The sequence below is a fragment of the Leifsonia sp. NPDC058230 genome (assembly GCF_042882245.1).
Classification (GTDB): Bacteria; Actinomycetota; Actinomycetes; order Actinomycetales; family Microbacteriaceae; genus Leifsonia.
Genome location: NZ_JBHVWM010000002.1, coordinates 854,844 through 870,346, shown reverse-complemented (window position 1 = coordinate 870,346; position 15,503 = coordinate 854,844). Strand labels below are relative to the sequence as shown.

12 protein-coding genes are annotated in these 15,503 nt (G+C 69.6%); 10 read left to right on the top strand and 2 right to left on the bottom strand.

Annotated features, from left to right (window positions below):
* Positions 1-519 precede the first annotated feature (519 nt).
* From ACFVV0_RS09775 to ACFVV0_RS09735, 9 genes are all read left to right on the top strand, one after another.
* Complete coding sequence (locus tag ACFVV0_RS09775) at positions 520-2,742, top strand: MMPL family transporter (protein ID WP_387061707.1); 2,223 nt, start codon at positions 520-522, stop codon at positions 2,740-2,742.
* Between the two features lie 40 nt (positions 2,743-2,782).
* Positions 2,783-3,820, top strand: a complete 1,038-nt coding sequence (locus ACFVV0_RS09770; protein ID WP_387061703.1) for a thiamine pyrophosphate-dependent enzyme — start codon at positions 2,783-2,785, stop codon at positions 3,818-3,820.
* A gap of 1 nt (position 3,821) precedes the next feature.
* Positions 3,822-4,805, top strand: a complete 984-nt coding sequence (locus ACFVV0_RS09765; RefSeq protein ID WP_387061811.1) for an alpha-ketoacid dehydrogenase subunit beta — start codon at positions 3,822-3,824, stop codon at positions 4,803-4,805.
* Entirely contained in the window at positions 4,798-5,121 is a 324-nt protein-coding gene (locus tag ACFVV0_RS09760) for a biotin/lipoyl-containing protein (protein WP_387061701.1), read from the top strand. Before ACFVV0_RS09765 ends, ACFVV0_RS09760 begins: the two co-directional genes overlap by 8 nt.
* A 29-nt stretch (positions 5,122-5,150) precedes the next feature.
* Positions 5,151-5,909: an alpha/beta fold hydrolase gene (locus ACFVV0_RS09755; protein WP_387061699.1), complete on the top strand. Its 759-nt coding sequence runs from the start codon at positions 5,151-5,153 to the stop codon at positions 5,907-5,909.
* 54 nt (positions 5,910-5,963) lie between these two features.
* Entirely contained in the window at positions 5,964-6,434 is a 471-nt protein-coding gene (locus tag ACFVV0_RS09750) for an Lrp/AsnC family transcriptional regulator (protein WP_387061696.1), read from the top strand.
* A gap of 14 nt (positions 6,435-6,448) precedes the next feature.
* Positions 6,449-7,912 (top strand): NAD-dependent succinate-semialdehyde dehydrogenase, encoded by a 1,464-nt coding sequence (locus ACFVV0_RS09745; protein ID WP_387061694.1) that lies wholly within the window; start codon positions 6,449-6,451, stop codon positions 7,910-7,912.
* A gap of 2 nt (positions 7,913-7,914) precedes the next feature.
* The gene (locus tag ACFVV0_RS09740) at positions 7,915-9,105 is read left to right on the top strand and encodes a thiolase family protein (RefSeq protein WP_387061691.1); all 1,191 of its coding nucleotides are present in this window, start codon (positions 7,915-7,917) and stop codon (positions 9,103-9,105) included.
* A 61-nt stretch (positions 9,106-9,166) separates the two neighbouring features.
* Entirely contained in the window at positions 9,167-9,928 is a 762-nt protein-coding gene (locus ACFVV0_RS09735) for a 3-hydroxyacyl-CoA dehydrogenase (RefSeq protein ID WP_387061688.1), read from the top strand.
* Positions 9,929-9,965: 37 nt separating this feature from the next.
* On the opposite strand, the gene ACFVV0_RS09730 is transcribed toward ACFVV0_RS09735, so the two are convergent.
* Complete coding sequence (locus ACFVV0_RS09730) at positions 9,966-11,408, bottom strand: helix-turn-helix domain-containing protein (RefSeq protein WP_387061685.1); 1,443 nt, start codon at positions 11,406-11,408, stop codon at positions 9,966-9,968.
* A gap of 113 nt (positions 11,409-11,521) precedes the next feature.
* Here ACFVV0_RS09730 and ACFVV0_RS09725 point away from each other — a divergent pair, with 113 nt between their 5' ends.
* Positions 11,522-13,363, top strand: a complete 1,842-nt coding sequence (locus tag ACFVV0_RS09725) for a phosphoenolpyruvate carboxykinase (GTP) (RefSeq protein WP_387061682.1) — start codon at positions 11,522-11,524, stop codon at positions 13,361-13,363.
* 143 nt (positions 13,364-13,506) lie between these two features.
* On the opposite strand, the gene ACFVV0_RS09720 is transcribed toward ACFVV0_RS09725, so the two are convergent.
* A complete protein-coding gene (locus ACFVV0_RS09720) occupies positions 13,507-15,492 on the bottom strand; it encodes an ABC transporter ATP-binding protein (protein ID WP_387061680.1) in 1,986 nt (661 codons plus the stop codon).
* Positions 15,493-15,503: the final 11 nt, after the last annotated feature.

Sequence of the window (15,503 nt, the reverse complement as noted above, 5' to 3'; positions counted from 1 at the left end):
GGTGGTCATGCGTCAAGTCCATCACGACCCACCGACATTCCAACCCGACAAAACATCCGCTGACCAGCTATTTGTCTGTGGAGAAATCCCAAACCACCCCACCTGTGGAGGAACGTCGATGAACACCGCGACCCCGCCGACGAGGGCGTGACTAGTCTTGTTTCGAGCACCGATCGTGTTCGACAGCACCGACCGGGTCCGACGTTGCCGACCGCAACTGGCCCCCGACCGGCGATGAGGGGGTGAGCTGTTCTGGTGGCACCGATCTGCGAGAGCTGCGGCCAACCCGCGGAGGCGGTGGCGAATCCGTACTACGGGAAGTCCCTCGCGGTGCACGACCACATCGTCATGTGCCGGAGTTGCGGGCATGTGCAGTTCGAGGAGAAGGTCGGCGAACGGCCGAAGGCCCCGCCGCGTAAGCGCGGTCTGCTCGCGACCATGCGCCGCTGGTTTACACGCTAGGCTGATTACTATCTAAGCTAGCTAAATCAGGAGCAGCAGGAGTAGCAGGAGTAGCCGATGAGATCTCGCCCCGACTGGACCCCGGCCCGCTGGCTGAGGATCGTGCTCCCCACAGTGGTCATCCTGATCTGGTTCGCCGCGGCGGGCTTCGGCGGCCCGACGTTCGGCAAGCTGTCCTCGGTGTCGAGCAATGATCAGGCGTCGTTCCTGCCGGCGAGTGCCGAGTCCACCGAAGTGCAGGACTGGCAGAAGAAGTTCACCGACTCGGACGCCCTGCCCGCGATCGTCGTGATCGAGTCCGAGACGGCGATCGCCCCGAGCGACCTCGCCACCTACGCCGCTCTCGGCGAAGAGCTCGGAGCGGTCGACGGCGTCCAGGCGCCGAGCGGGGATGCGACCACGAGCGTGGCCGGGCCCATCCCGTCGGAAGACCGGAAGGCCGCCGAGTTCGTGGTGCCGATCGTCGACACGGAGAACATCGACACGGTGGTCGCGGAGCTCCGCACGGTCGTCGATGACAACCTGCCCCCGGGGACGCACGGCTGGGTGACCGGACCGGGCGGGTTGACGGCCGACCTCGTCGCGGCGTTCGGGGGCATCGACGGCATCCTGCTGCTCGTGGCGGTCGGAGCCGTGTTCGTGATCCTGCTCCTCGTCTATCGGTCGATAGTGCTGCCGTTCCTGGTGCTGTTCACCTCGATCTTCGCGTTGTGCGCCGCGATCCTCCTCGTCTATCTGTTCGCCCTCTGGGGCTGGATCTCGCTGAGCGGGCAGAGCCAGGGCATCCTCTCGATCCTGGTGATCGGCGCGGCCACCGACTACTCGTTGCTGCTGGTGGCGCGGTTCCGCGAGTCCCTCGGACACGTCCAATCGCGCTGGGCGGCGATCGGGCGTGCCTGGCGTGCCGCATTTGAGCCGATCGCGGCCTCGGGCGCGACGGTCATCCTCGCCCTTCTCTGCCTCCTGTTCTCCGACCTCAACTCGAACAAGAGCCTCGGCCCGATCGCGGCCATCGGAATCGTGTTCTCCCTGTTGTCCGCACTGACGCTGCTGCCGATGCTCCTCGCGGTGTTCGGGCGGGTGGCGTTCTGGCCCTTCCGTCCGACGTTCGTGGGTGAGCATCCGCATCAGCACAAGCACGCGGACGAGGCGCAGATCGCAGGGCTCGAGGACGTCCGCGGACTCTGGCGCCGGGTGGGCACGCTCATCGCCCGCCGGCCGCGCGTGACCTGGATCGCAGCGCTCGTGCTGCTGATCGCCTGTGCGGCGGGCGTCACCCAGCTCAAGGCGAACGGCGTGCAGCAGACCGACGTGATCCTGACGCAGTCCGACGCTGTCGACGGTCAGAAGGTCGTCGCCGAGCACTTCGACGCGGGCTCCGGCAGTCCGGTGGTCATCGTGGCCGCCGAGGGCGACGCGGATGCGGTACTCGCCGCCGTCACCGCGACCGACGGCATCGGCACGGCCGACTTCTACACAGGAGCCGCGAACCCGGGTACAGGAGGGCCCGCGCCTGAGCCCGTGGTGAAAGACGGCCGCGTGCTCATCGACGCCACTCTGGAGTCCCCGCCGGAGTCCGCTGCGGCGGAGGGGGTGGTGCGCGAGCTGCGCGAGAGCCTCCCGGAGGTCGATCCGACCGTGCTCGTCGGCGGCGTGACGGCGATCTCCCTCGACACGAACGTGACCTCGCAGAGCGACCTGCTGAAGATCATCCCGATCGTGCTCGCAGTGATCCTCGTCATCCTGATGCTGTTGCTGCGGTCGATCGTCGCTCCGGTGCTGCTCATCGCCAGCGTGGTGCTCTCGTACGCGGCCGCTCTGGGCGTCTCGGCGCTGGTCTTCAACGGCGTCTTCGACTTTCCGGGGGCGGATGCGGCGGTCCCGCTGTTCGGGTTCGTCTTCCTCGTGGCGCTCGGCGTCGACTACAACATCTTCCTCATGACGCGTGTGCGGGAGGAGTCTCTGAGAATCGGCACGCGACCGGGCATCCTGCGGGGACTGGGCGTGACCGGCAGCGTGATCACGTCTGCCGGCGTGGTGCTCGCGGCGACGTTCGCGGCTCTCGCGGTCATCCCGATCCTGTTCCTCGTGCAGATCGCGTTCATCGTGGCTTTCGGCGTGCTGCTCGACACGGTCGTCGTGCGGTCGTTGCTGGTGCCGGCTCTGTCGTACGACATCGGCAGGGCGATCTGGTGGCCCTCTCGGCTGTGGAAGGACAATCTGCCCAATGAAACGGCGTCCGCGCCGGTCGAAATGGACAGGGTGAGCAGCGCGAACTAGGCGGGTTGCCCATGGTCCCCGCCCCTGCAAAAGTGGCGACATGACCCTGACGACTCCCGACCCGCCCACCATGGGCGCGGGTGAGGACGACGACGCGGCCCTGCTGCGTCGCCTCTACCGCACGATGGTCACCGTCCGCCGGCTCGACCTCGACGGCGTCGCCATGCAGCGCCAGGGCATCATGCCCGGATACGCGCCGATGCGAGGTCAGGAAGCGGCACAGGTCGGCAGCGCCGCCGCCCTCGACCTGTCCAGGGACTTCGCCTTCCCGACCTACCGCGAACTCGGCGTCGCCGTGACGATGGGCGTGGATCCGGTCGCGTATCTCGCCTCGCACCAGGGCGCCTGGCACGGCGGGATGTGGGATGCGGCCGCCGCCAGGCTCGCGCCGATCAACGCCGTGGTCGGAGGCTCCGTCACCCACGCGGTCGGCTGGGCGCTCGGCGCCAAGCTCGACCGTACCGGCGGGGTCGCGGTCGCCTACTTCGGCGACGGCGCCAGCTCCCAGGGCGACGTCCACGAGGCCATGAACACCGCCGGGGTGTCCAGGCTCCCGGTCGTCTTCTTCTGCCAGAACAACGGGTGGGCGATCTCCGTGCCCGCCGGGGATCAGATCGCCGGCGGATCGGTCGCAGCGCGCGCGGCGGGTTACGGGATGCCCGGCGTGCGTGTCGACGGAAACGACGTGCTCGCGGTCTACCGCGCCACCACGGACGCCCTCGAGTTGGCCCGCGCGGGCGGCGGTCCCACTGTGATCGAGGCGATGACCTACCGGTCGGGCCCCCACTCCACTTCCGACGACCCCGGCCGCTACCGAAGCCTCGACGAGGAGCAGAGCTGGCTGGCGCGCGATCCGTTGACCCTCTGCGAGGAGATCCTGCGCGAGACGGGCACGGTCGGCGACGACTTCTTCGCCGAAGTCTCCGACACCGCAGCCGCGCTCGTCGACCGCGTGCGCACGGACGTGGCGGCGCTCGGGGGCCGTCCGGGCGAGGAGATGTTCGACTTCGTCTTCGCGAACCCGCCGGCTGCCGTGCTCGGTCAGAAGCGTGCCTGGGAGGAGAGCCGACGTGGCTGAGATGACGACCATGCAGAAGGCGCTCAATCGCGCTCTCGACGAGGCTCTCGCATCCGACGACCGCACGCTGGTGTTCGGCGAGGACGTCGGGACGCTCGGCGGAGTCTTCCGGGTGACCGACGGGCTCAAGGACAAGTACGGCGACGAGCGGGTCTTCGACACCACCCTCGCCGAGGCCGGGATCATGGGCATGGCGGTGGGGCTGGCGATGGCCGGCTGGCGCCCCGTTCCGGAGATCCAGTTCGACGGCTTCTCGTATCCGGCGATCGACCAGATCGTGAACCAGGTGGCCCGGATGCACTACCGCAGCCGTGGAGCCTTCGAGATGCCGATCACGCTGCGGCTGCCCAGCTTCGGAGGGATCCGCGCACCCGAGCACCACGGGGAGAGCCTGGAGGCGCTGTTCGCCCACGTTCCGGGGCTGAAGGTCGTGTCGCCCTCCACCCCGGCGGAGGCGTACACGCTGCTGCGCCAGTCGATCGAGGATCCGGACCCGGTGATCTTCCTGGAGCCCAAGTCCCGGTACTGGCACAAGGCCACCGTCGAGGAGGGGGAGTGGGAGGAGCGCCTGCCGATCGGCTCGTCGCGCGTCGTGCGCCCCGGCAGGCACGTCACGCTGATCGCCTGGGGGGCGATGGTGGCACGCTGCCTGCAGGCGGCCGAGCTCGGCGCTGAGGACGGCGTGGAGATCGAGGTGCTCGACCTGCGCTGGCTGAAGCCGATCGACGTGGCCGGACTGACCGCATCCGTCGCCCGCACGCATCGCGCTGTCGTCGTGCACGAGGCGCCGCTGACCGCCGGCCTCGGCGCCGAGGTGAGCGCACTGGTCACCGAGAACTGCTTCGGCGACCTGCGCGCACCGGTGCAGCGCGTCACCGGCTGGGACGTGCCGTATCCGTCGCCCGTGCTGGAGGACGAGTACCTGCCCAGCATCGACCGCATCCTCGAAGCCGTTCAGAAGACCTTGGAGTACCGCCGTGGCTGAGATCACTTTCGCGCTGCCCGACCTGGGCGAGGGGCTGCAGGAGGCGACGGTGCTGGAGTGGCTCGTCGCCGAAGGAGACTTCGTGGAACGCAACGCGCCCCTGGTGGAGGTCGAGACGACCAAGTCCGCCGTCGAGCTGCCGTCGCCGCAATCGGGCACCATCGCGCGCTTCCACGTCGAGGAGGGGTCCGCGCTCGAGGTGGGCGCCCCGCTGATCACATTCACGGTGAGCGACGACCAGGCCGGCATCGTCGGAACGGTTCCGGTCGACGACGCTCCGGCACGGCGCGTACGGCTGCACCTGCCGGAAGACTGAGTGGTCGGGCGATGGGGGAGGATGGACCTGTGACCTCCTTCGCGCAGACCCCCGACGGGCTCACGATCGCCTATGTGCGGCACCCGGGCGAGCATCCCGTGCTCCTGGTGCACGGCTTTGCGACCACCGGCGACCTCACCTGGGTGGCCACCGGATGGGTTCGGGCGCTCGCCGAGGAGGGTCGCGGCGCGATCGTGGTCGACCTCCGCGGCCACGGCGCGAGCTCGGCGCCGCACGATCCGGCGTCGTACTCGCCCGACCTGCTCGCCGGCGACCTGGTCGCCGTGCTCGACGCCGAGGGGATCGACCGGGTCGACGTGATGGGCTACTCGATGGGCAGTTGGGTCGTGCTCGCGCTCGTGGCCCGCGCACCGTCGCGGGTGCGTCGTGTCGTCGTCGGCGGTGTCGGAACCGTCGAACAGTTCGGGTACTGGGGCGTGGATGCGGTGCGAGCCGCGCTGCTCGACGGCGCCGACCCGGCGACCCTGGGCGACTCCCCGCTCGCACCGCTGCTCGCGTCCATCCGTCAGGCGCCCGGCGTGGACCGCGAGGCGCTCGCGGCGTGCGTGTCGGGGATGGCCGCGCATCCGCTGCCCCTCGCCTCGACCGTGCCGACGATGCTCGTCGTCGGCGACGCGGATCCCGTCACCGAGGGTCGTGACGCGGCCGCGGCAGCTCTCGGCGCCGAGCTGGTCGTGCTGCCGAAGCGCAACCACGTGACCACCCTCAGCGCACGCGGGTTCAAGCAGGCTGCACTGCCATTCATGGAGGACACCGCCCCGGTGTAGTCCTCCGGGCCCGTTGGACGTACGCTGTGCAAGGACCGAGGCGAGGGAGGCCGGATGGCGATCGACAGGCTGGACGCCGACCTGATCTCGTTGCTGACGGACGAGCCCCGCCTCGGCGTCTTCGAGGCATCCCGCCGGCTCGGCGTCGCCCGCGGAACCGTGCAGGCGCGGCTGGACAGGCTGCAGCGCAGCGGGGTCATCCGGAATTTCGCCCCGTCGATCGACAGTGAGGCGCTCGGCTATCCCGTCACGGCGTTCGTGACGGCGGAGATCGCCCAGGGCGACGGAGACGTGACCGTGGTCGAACACCTCCGCGGGATCCCTGAGGTGCTGGAAGTGCACACGATCACCGGAGCCGGCGACCTCATGATCCGGGCCGTCGCGCGCTCGAATGCCGATCTGCAGCGGGTCATCGACCGGATCGTGAGCGACCCCAACATCACGCGCACGTCGACGGTCATCGCGCTGGCGTCGAAGATCGACCACCGCTCGGTGCCGCTGGTGGCGGCATCCGTCGAATCCTGAGAGGAAGAGGACGCATGGATGAGAAGACTCTGCTCGACAAGGTTCCCGACCGGCTGTTCATCGGCGGACGCTGGGTCGACGGGAGTGCCGGCCGGTTCGACGTGACCGACCCGGCCACCGGTCGCGTGATCAAGACGATCGCGGATGCGTCGGTCGACGACGGCACCGCGGCCCTCGACGCAGCAGTCGCAGCATCCGCCGACTGGGCGGCCACCCCCGCCCGGCAGCGCGGAGAGATCCTGCGCCGTGCGTTCGACCTCCTGCAGGAGCGCCGCGACGAGTTCGCCCTGCTCATGACCCTGGAGATGGGCAAGCCGCTGGCCGAGTCCAACGGCGAGGTCACCTACGGCGGTGAGTTCCTCCGGTGGTTCAGCGAGGAAGCCGTGCGCATCACCGGGCGTTACGGCGTCAATCCGGAGGGTACCGGGCGCATGATCGTGTCGCAGCATCCGGTGGGCCCCAGCTTTCTGATCACGCCCTGGAACTTCCCCCTCGCTATGGCCACCCGCAAGGTCGGTCCGGCCCTGGCCGCTGGATGCACGGTGGTCGTCAAGCCGGCCGGCCTGACCCCGCTCACGACGCTGTACTTCGCCAGGCTGCTGGAGGATGCGGGGCTTCCCGCCGGCGTGCTGAACGTGATCACGACGACCGCGTCGGGCCGGGTATCCGCTTCGATCATCGGCGATCCGCGCCTGCGCAAGCTCTCGTTCACGGGTTCGACCGAGGTCGGCCGCAAGCTGCTCGAGCAGTCGGCCCAGAACATCCTGCGCACCTCGATGGAGCTCGGCGGAAACGCTCCGTTCGTGATCTTCGAGGATGCGGATCTCGACAAAGCGGTCGACGGCGCGATGCTCGCGAAGTTCCGCAACATCGGGGAGGCGTGCACGGCCGCCAACCGTTTCATCGTGCACGAGTCCGTGGCCGGCGAGTTCGCCTCCCGGGTCACCGAGCGGGTGAAGGCCATGCGCATCGGCCGCGGAACGGAGAAGGGTGTCACCATCGGCCCGCTCATCGATGAGGACGCGATCGAGAAGGCGTCGAAGCTCCTCGAGGATGCCGTGTCGCGCGGGGCGAAGGTGCTGGCCGGTGGCGCCCGGGTCGACGGTCCGGGCACCTTCTTCCAGCCGACGGTGGTGACGGATGTGCGCCTGGGCAGCGAGATCCTTCGCGAGGAGATCTTCGGTCCGGTGCTCTCGATCGTGACGTTCAGCGACGAGGACGAAGCCGTGCGGCTCGCCAACGACACCGAGTTCGGACTGGTCAGCTACGTCTTCACCCGCGACCTGGCCCGGGGGCAGCGGATGATCGACCGCCTCGAGACGGGGATGATGGGCCTCAACGTGGGTGTGGTCTCCAATGCGGCCGCGCCGTTCGGCGGTGTCAAGCAGTCCGGTCTTGGCCGTGAGGGCGGGTTCGAGGGGATCCACGAGTACCTGAATACGAAGTACACGCTCACCCCCGACCCGTTCGGAGCGTGACCATGGCGCCCACCGACGCCGTCATCGTCGACGTCATCCGCACCCCGTCAGGCCGAGGCAAGCCCGGCGGGGCGCTCTCCGACGTCCACCCCGCCGACCTGCTCGCCGGCGTGCTCGTCGAGCTCCTGCGGCGCAACGACCTCGACCCCGCACTCGTCGACGACGTGATCGGCGGATGCGTCACCCAGTCGGGCGAACAGGCCGGCAACATCACTCGCACGGCCGTTCTCAGCGCCGGGTTCCCCGAGAGCGTGCCGGCCGTGACCGTCGACCGCCAGTGCGGGTCCAGCCAGCAGGCTGCAGCCTTCGCGGCCCAGGGGGTATCGGCGGGCGCGTACGACATCGTCATCGCGTGCGGCGTCGAGTCGATGAGCCGCGTTCCGCTTGGCTCCAACGCGGGTGGCGCGTCCCTGGGCGGAGCCCTCCTCGCCCAGCGGTACCCGCAGGGTCTCGTCAACCAGGGCGTCTCGGCGGAGCTCATCGCGCAGCGCTGGGGTCTGGAACGGGCCGAGCTGGATGCGTTCGCCGCCCGCTCGCACGCCCGCGCGGCTGCCGCGGCCGCATCCGGAGCCTTCGAGAGCGAGCTCGTGCCCGTGCCCACTCCCGACAGCGGCAGCGTCGTCGCCGACGAGACCGTCCGCCCGGCGACGACCGCCGAGGGCCTGGCCGGTCTGAACCCGTCGTTCCGCACGGATGCGCTCGCGGCGCGGTTCCCGGAGCTCGATTGGCGGATCACCCCGGGCAACTCGTCCCCGCTCACCGACGGCGCGTCCGCCGCGCTCATCATGAGTGCCACGACGGCCGAACGACTCGGCCTGCGCCCGCGCGCCCGGTTCCACACGTTCGCCGTCGCCGGCAGCGATCCGCTGCTCATGCTCACGGGCATCCTGCCGGCCACTCGCAAGCTGCTCGACCGCAGCGGCGTGCACCTCGACGAGATCGATGCCTACGAGGTCAACGAGGCCTTCGCGCCCATCCCGCTCCTCTGGCAGCGCGAATTCGACGCGGACCCCGCCCGGCTCAACCCGCGTGGCGGGGCGATCGCCCTCGGTCATGCCCTGGGCTCGTCGGGCACCCGCCTGCTCGCCACTCTCGTCAACGAACTCGAGGCGTCGGGGGGTCGGTTCGGCCTGCAGACCATGTGCGAGGGCGGCGGCACCGCCAACGCCACGCTCATCGAAATCCTCCGCTGACCGCCGGCCCCGCAGGCCCGCCCTGTCTGACCGCGTCACACTCGACCTCGAAAGGACCTCCATGAATATCGACGGATGCTCGGCCATCGTCACCGGCGCTGCCAGCGGCCTCGGCAATGCGACCGCCCACGCCCTCACGGATGCGGGAGCGCGCGTCGTCGTGCTCGACCTCCCGAGCTCGGAGGGCGAGAAGGCGGCGACCGCCCTCGGCCCGACCGCTCGGTTCGTCGCCGCGGACGTCTCCGACCAGGAGCAGGTGCAGGCAGCCGTCGACCAGGCCGCCGAGCTCGGCCCGCTCCGTGTGGTCGTCAACTGCGCAGGCATCGCAACGCCCGGCAAAGTGCTCGGCCGTGACGGCGTGCTCTCGCTGGAGCAGTTCGAGCGCGTCATCCGGGTGAACCTGGTCGGTACGTTCAACGTCATCCGCCTGGCCGCCGCTGCGATGGTGAAGACCGAGCCGGCGGGGGAGGAGCGGGGCGTGATCGTGAACACCGCATCCGTCGCCGCGTTCGACGGTCAGATCGGCCAGCCGGCTTACTCCGCATCCAAGGGCGGCGTCGCGGCGATGACGCTGCCGCTGGCTCGGGAGTTCGCGCGGGACCTCGTTCGCGTGATGACGATCGCCCCCGGCATCTTCGAGACACCGATGATGGCCGGACTGCCCCAGGCCGCTCAGGACTCCCTCGCGGCCCAGGTGCCGCATCCGTCGCGCCTCGGAAGGGCCTCGGAGTACGCGGCGCTGGTGCGGCACATCGTCGAGAATCCCATGCTCAACGGCGAGGTCATCCGCCTCGACGGGGCGATCCGGATGCAGCCGAAATAGGCGGCACAGCGTCCGGCGTCCCGCGTCCAGCGTCCGGCTACGACGCCGAGTGCGCCTCGAGGAACGAGTAGACCTCCGTGTCGTCGACACCCGGGAACGAGCCCGACGGCAACGGAGACAGGATGTGGGCGTGCAGCCGCGCGCTCGGCCATGCCTGCCCGGCCCAGCGGTCCGCCAGTCCGGCTGCGGGGCGCTTGCAGCAGGACTCGTCGGGGCAGCGGGACTCGGCGCGAGCGGTCGTCTCCCGGCCGCGGAACCACTTCGCCTCGGCGAACGGAACGCCCACGCTGATCGAGAACCCGCCCGCCGAGGTCGTGCCGGTCTGCGTCGCGCACCAATACGTGCCGGCCGGGGTGTCGGTGTACTGGTACAGCTCCGTCGTGCGGTTGGTATGGGTGAAGGCGCTGCGCGCGCCCCACTTGCGGCAGACGATCTGGCCCTCGATCGAGCCGGTCACATCCGTGGGCAGGGGGAGGCCGTCGTTCTCGTAGCCCTTGTAGAGCGCGCCGTCGTCGCCGACCCGCAGAAAGTGGAGGGTCATGTCGAGGTGGCTGGTGGCGAGGTTGGTGAGGCGGAGCGCGGCGGCCTCGTGGGTGACGCCGAATGCATCCCGGAAGTCCTCGACGGCGAGGTCGCGGTCGTGCTTCGCCTGCTGCAGGAAGGCGACCGCTGCATCCCGGGGCATGAGGCAGCACGCCGCGAAGTAGTTGATCTCGAGGCGCTGCCGGAGGAAGTCGGCGTAGCTGTCCGGTCGCTCGTGGCCGAGCAGGCGGTGCGCCATGGCCTGCAGCGCCATCGAGCGGAGGCCGTGGCCGCCCGGGATGCTCGCCGGCGGCAGGTAGATGCGCCCGTTCGCGAGGTCGGTGATCGAGCGGGCCGAATGCGGCAGATCGTTGACGTAGAGCAGGTCGAATCCGAGCTGCTCGGCCATGACGCTCACCTCGCGGTGGGTGAGCGCGCCGTGGGTGTGGCCGGATGCGCGCACGCGATCCTCGGCAAGCTGCTCGATCTCGGGGATGTAGTTGTTCTGAGCGCGCATCCGTTCGCGCAGTTCGGTGTTGGCGCGGCGGGCCTCCTCCGGTGTGGCGATCGCTTCGTTCGCGCGGCGGGCGAGCTCGCGGTGCAGGCCGACGACCGCTTCGAGTGTCTCGGTGGGCGTCCCCTTGGTCGGTTTGATCGCGGGGAGCCCGAGGGAGGCGTAGAGGCTGCCGCGCTGGGCACGGGCGAGTTCGATCTCGAGGGCGGCGCGCGCATCCGGTGGCTCCGCCGAGAGGAGGTCGGCGAGCTGAACGCCGAGCGCACCGGCCAGGGTGGTCAGCAGCGAGATGCGCGGTTCGCGCTTGCCGTTCTCGATGAGGGAGAGCTGGCTGGGTGCGACGCCGGCCGCGGCGCCCAGGTCGTCGAGGGTCAGTCCGGCCTTGGTTCGGAAGTGACGGATGCGGTGGCCGAGCGTCGCCGCGTCGGCAGTGGGCGTGTCCATCCCTTCACGATAGCTAAAGAATCGCGATTCTTTCTAGATGATTCTCGGGTGAATCAATGATTTCCTCTCGCATGGTGGAGGTATACACATTCTTTCGACCGAGAGGAACCGGAATGACCATCGCCGAGCTGCCGCTCACCGACCTCGACTACGAACCCGGATCGCGGGGCCTCGACGCGTTGCGCGCCTGGGTCGACGACATCGCGGCCCTCACCGAGCCCGCCGCGGTCGTGTGGTGCGACGGGTCGCTCGCCGAGGCTGACCGCCTCACCAAGCTGCTCGTCGCCGAGGGCAAGCTGATCCGGCTGAACCCGGAGTGGCGGCCGAACAGCTTCCTGGCGCGCACCGACCCGGGGGACGTGGCCCGTGTCGAAGACCGCACGTTCATCTGCTCTGCCGACGAAGCGGATGCCGGCCCGACCAACAACTGGCGAGACCCGTCCGCGATGCGCGCCGAGCTGCAGAGCGTCTTCGCGGGGAGCATGCGCGGACGCACGATGTACGTCGTCCCGTTCTCGATGGGCCCGCTCGGTGGGCCGATCTCGCAGGTCGGCGTTCAGCTCACCGACTCGGCATACGTGGCCGTGAGCATCGGGATGATGACCCGCGTCTCATCCGGTGTGCTCGACCTCATCGACGCCGGGCGACCCTGGGTCGCCACCGTGCACAGTGTGGGGTTCCCGCTGACGGATGCGCAGGGGCGCCGGCGCGACGACGTCGCCTGGCCGTGCAACGAGACCAAGTACATCGTGCAGTTCCCCGAGTCGCGCGAGATCTGGTCCTACGGATCGGGATATGGCGGCAACGCCATCCTCGCCAAGAAGTGCTTCGCGCTGCGCATCGCGTCGGTGATGGCACGGGATGAAGGATGGCTCGCCGAACACATGCTGATCGTGAAGGTCACCTCCCCGGAGGGCAAGGCGTACCACCTGGCGGCGGCATTCCCCTCGGCGTGCGGCAAGACCAACCTCGCGATGATGCGCCCGAGCATCCCCGGCTGGACGGTCGAGACCGTCGGCGACGACATCGCCTGGCTTCGTCAGGGCCCGGATGGTCGTCTGCGTGCGATCAACCCCGAGGCCGGCTTCTTCGGCGTCGCGCCGGGGACGGGGCCGGCGACGAACCCGACGGCGGTGGACACCCTGTGGGGCAACACGATCTTCACCAATGTGGCCCTCCGCGACGACGGAGACGTGTGGTGGGAGGGCCTCAGCGAGCAGCCGCCCGCGCACCTGATCGACTGGCGCGGCGAGGACTGGACGCCGGATTCGGGGCGCCCTGCAGCGCATCCGAACTCCCGGTTCACCGTGTCGGCCGCGCAGTGCCCCGCGATGTCCGACGACTGGGATGCGTTCGACGGGGTGCCGATCGACGCGATCCTGTTCGGCGGTCGCCGCGCGACGAACGTGCCGCTGGTCTCACAGGCCCGGGATTGGGGGCACGGAGTGTTCCTCGGGGCCACGATCTCGTCGGAGCAGACGGCGGCCGCCGAGGGGACGGTCGGCGAGCTGCGCCGTGACCCGTTCGCCATGCTGCCGTTCTGCGGCTACAACATGGCCGACCACTGGGGACACTGGCTCAGGATGGGCGAGCGACTCGGCTCGAACGCGCCGGCGGTGTTCCAGGTGAACTGGTTCCGCAAGGGGGAGGACGGGTCGTACCTCTGGCCGGGCTTCGCCGAGAATGCGCGCGTGCTCGAATGGATCGTGCGCCGCCTCGAAGGGAGCGCTGGGGCGGTGGATGCGCCGATCGGGCGCCTGCCGATCCCGGACGACCTCGACGTCGACGGGCTCGACCTGCCGGCCGCGGATCTCGAGGCGCTCTTCGCCGTGGACCGCGCATCCTGGCTCGCCGAATGCGACCTCACCGAGGAGTTCTTCGCCCGCTTCGGCGCCCGCCTGCCGGCCGCCCTGCGCGCCGAACTCGCCTCCCTCCGCTACCACCTCCGCGCCTGACCCGCCCTCTCTCCCCACCCCGACCCACCCAATCCGTCGAGTCCGCACAAAGTCGGCGAAAAACCGCCGAGTCCACGGAAAGTTCGTGGACTCGGCGGCTACTTTGTGCGGAGTCGGGGGGCGTGAGGGGATGGGCGGGGCGGCTAGACCAGGAGCTGGTGCTTGGCGAGGTCGCGGTAGAGCGGGGTGGTCTCGACGAGCTCGGAGTGCGTGCCCGTGCCGATGACGCGGCCGTGGTCGAGGACGACGATCTGGTCGGAGTCGACGACGGTCGAGAGGCGGTGGGCGATGACGATCAGGGTCCGGTCCACCGCCACGGCGTCGATCGCCTCCCGCATCAGCTGCTCGTTGCGTCCGTCGAGACTGGAGGTCGATTCGTCGAGCAGCAGCACCGGAGGCGCGGAGAGCAGCGCGCGGGCGATCGCCAGACGCTGACGCTCGCCGCCGGAGAGCATGATCCCGTCTTCGCCGACCGGCGCGCTCAGGCCGAGATCGTTCCGCTCGAGCACTTCGGTGAGGTTGACCGCGTGCAGCACGTCGATGCACTCGGCGTCGGTGGCCTGCGGTGCGGCCAAGGTCAGGTTGTCGCGCAGCGAGCCGGCCAGCACGGGCGCATCCTGCTCGACGTAGCCGATCTGGTCGCGCAAGGCCGTGCGGTCGAGCGTCCGCACGTCGAGTCCGCCGAACCGCACCTCGCCGGCGTTCGCGTCGTAGAAGCGCTCGACGAGTGCCAGGATGGTCGACTTGCCCGCTCCGGACGGCCCGACCAGGGCGGTGCGCTTGCCGCGGGGCGCAGCGAAGCTGACGCCGTGCAGCACGCCGCCCTGCTGTCGCCGGCTTTCGGAATCCAGCGCATCCGGTGACCCGAGTCCGGCCGCGGCTTCAGCCTCGGCCACCGTGTCGGTGCCCTCGAACGCCTCGACGACGGCGCGCTCCACCGTCTGCGACGAGTCGGCTTGCGACGACTGGGCCGGCGACGGCTCCTGACGCACGGTGCTGTCGGGATACGCGAACCGCACATCCACGAACTCGATCGCCGGCGCTTCGGGCGCGAGCCCCTCGTTTGCGGCACCGACGGTCATCCCCAGGGGCGCGATCTCGCGGTCGAACTGGTCTTCGGACGGCAGATCGATGATCTCCTGGATGCGCCCCAGCGCTCCCAGCGCAGCGTTGACGGCCGTGAGCGCGCCGAACGCCTGCCCGAGCGGGAGGATCATCATGAAGAGGAACAGGATGAACGCCACCAGGTTCGCGACGGTGATCGCCCCGCTCGCCACCCGGAACCCGCCCACGCCGAGCACCACCAGGAACGACACCTGCATCGCGATCCCGGCCACCGGGACGACCAGGGCCGAGATCTTCGCGACCTTGATCCCCATCTGCCAGGCGCCCTTCGCATCCTCTTCGACGGCCGCGATCTCGCGCTCGGTCGCATTCGAGGCGCGGATGGTGCGCACCGAGCTGATCGCCCGCTCGACCGACGCGGCGAGGTCGCCCACCTTGGCCTGCGCCTTCTGACTGGCGACCCGGATGCGCCCCGACAGCAGGGTGACGACCACGATCGACACAGCGATGACCAGCACCGTCAGCCCGAGCAGCACCGGGTCGATGATGAGCATGGCGATGAGCGCACCGATGAACGTGAGCGCTCCGCCGATCGCTTCGACGAGTCCCTGCGTGAGCACCGCACGCAGCAGGGTCGTGTCCGACCCCACTCGTGAGACGAGGTCGCCGGTGCGCCGGGTGTCGAACTCGCTGATCGGCAAGCGCAGCATCCGGCCGACGAGACGCCGCCGGGAGGAGAGCACGACTCCCTCGCCGGTTCGCTGCAGCAGGTAGTGCTGGTAGCCCGAGATCAGTCCGGAGACGACCACCAGGATCACCAGCAGCCAGACGAGTCCGCCGAGCGGCTCGTTCTTTCCGACGACGTCGATCACCTGGGACACGAGCAGCGGCTGCGCCAGGCTGGCGGCCGCGCCGAGAATGCTGAGCACGATGACGACGGCCAGCACCGCACGGTGTTCGAACAGATAGGGGAGCAGCTGGCTGAATTTCGCCCGCGGTCCTTCGTCGCCTTTGCCGGGGCGGCCGAGTCTGCGGCGCGGTCGTGTGGTCTCTTCGGTGCTCATGGGTTCTCGTT